General features: G+C 41.2%; 2 protein-coding genes. Both read right to left on the reverse strand.

Annotated features, from left to right (window positions below; translation table 11 throughout):
- Positions 1-392: 392 nt before the first annotated feature.
- Positions 393-695, reverse strand: a complete 303-nt coding sequence (locus ASU35_RS04915; protein WP_058351941.1) for a YerC/YecD family TrpR-related protein — start codon at positions 693-695, stop codon at positions 393-395.
- 43 nt (positions 696-738) lie between these two features.
- Positions 739-1,482: a phosphatase gene (locus ASU35_RS04920; protein ID WP_058351942.1), complete on the reverse strand. Its 744-nt coding sequence runs from the start codon at positions 1,480-1,482 to the stop codon at positions 739-741.
- Positions 1,483-1,672 lie beyond the last annotated feature (190 nt).

The following is a 1,672-nucleotide window of genomic DNA, read 5'->3' on the forward strand; positions in this document are numbered from 1 at the left end:
TAGGTTGCGAGGTCAATGAAGCAGGAAGCCCATTGGCTTTAGACAATGGGTAGTTCACCTGGAGGAGGAGCAGGCAGAATATCTGACAAAGGATATTATCCGCAAGTTTAAGAAGTCAGAGGAGGTATTTACAGAGGAGGAAAAGGAAGAGGACAGAGAGTTTTTACAGATGTTTTCTTTTATCTGCATGCTGAGCTTTGATGTTTATATGAAAAAAATGATTATAGAGCGTTTGATTGACCGGATACTTTCTGGTGATGATGAGAAGAAAAAGAAGTAGAATATGAAAAAGGGTAATCACAGACTATAAAAATCTATGATTACCCTCTTTTTCCTTGATAGGAAAGCTCATCCTATCGAAGAAAAAACGCTCCGCTAAGGATTAAAATGGATTATTTGTCTTTGGCTGTGCTCTTCATTCTGGCAAATACCATATCATAGCCATCGTTTCCGTAGTTTAAAGAACGGTTGACACGACTGATAGTAGCAGTAGAAGCACCCGTCTGCTCTGCAATCTCCAGATAGGTCTTTTGCTCTCGAAGCATCTTAGCAACCTCGAAACGCTGGGAAAGAGACAAAAGCTCATTAATTGTACATACATCCTCAAAGAAAATATAACACTCTTCCGGGGATTTGAGATTTAAAATCGCCTCAAATAAAAGGTCCACCGCCGGGGTCTTAATCTTATTGTTCATCCTTACTTTACACTCCTTGAAAAAAATCTTTTACTAACTAGTACTATTTTATCACGGTAAAGTCAAAAAGTAAAGAGCGAGATTCTAAATATTCCATAAACTTATCGACAGAAGTATTTAAAATTAACTCTCTTGGGAAATTAGCAGCCCGGAGGGCCTCCTCTGCATAAGAAAAATTAGCAATATCCTCGCAGTAGTGGGCATCACTGCCTAAGGTAACTTTTACTTCGTATTCCTTACAAAGCTTCAAGTAGGCTATGACATTTTCTCTGGCTCCCGCACGGAAACTTTTAGGACTAAGTGAGGAGTTATTAACCTCCAGAGCAATGCCATATTCCTTGGCGGCCTTGACCAGACGTACATAATCAATTGGATAACGGCTGTCATCCGGATGCCCGATAATATGAATGTAAGGATTTTTCATGGCTTGGATATAAGCATTGGTATTTTCTTCTTCTGTTCCTGGGTCACAGCATGGCAGATGCAGGCTGGCGATACACAGATCCAGCCCCTTTATAACAGATTCAGGTAAATCGACATGGCCCTCATAGTCAATAATATTAAGCTCAGCACCGTAAAGCATACGGATACCCTGGTCTCTGTCACGAAGTACCTGGTAGTTGTCGAAGTAGTATTGGTGGCAGGTGCCGGGCATGGCAGGAGCATGCTCTGTAATGGCTAAAAGCTCCAGACCTTTTTCCCTTGCAAGGCTAATCATTTCCTGCAATGTGCTGTAGGCATGGCCACTGACCAGTGTGTGTGTATGGGTATCTAAACAGAATTTCATAGCATTCCTCCTTCTTTCCAATAGCTATTATAAAGTTATTGGTAGAGAATTGCAAGAACAATGGAAATGGACTATAAGCCAGTCCCTGTTATGGCGTTTAGTATGCAGCTACTATGCTCCCCTTGAGTTTCCCCTGAATCCGTGAAGTTCACCCTTTTTTACAACCAACTCCTAAAATGGAACTGATTGA

The sequence above is a fragment of the Acetivibrio ethanolgignens genome (assembly GCF_001461035.1).
Taxonomy (GTDB): domain Bacteria; phylum Bacillota; class Clostridia; order Lachnospirales; family Lachnospiraceae; genus Velocimicrobium; species Velocimicrobium ethanolgignens.

Excerpts from the sequence above, each read along its gene's own strand:
- ASU35_RS04915 (WP_058351941.1), bottom strand. The coding sequence starts at position 695 with ATGAACAATAAGATTAAGACCCCGGCGGTGGACCTTTTATTTGAGGCG.
- ASU35_RS04920 (WP_058351942.1), bottom strand. The coding sequence starts at position 1,482 with ATGAAATTCTGTTTAGATACCCATACACACACACTGGTCAGTGGCCAT.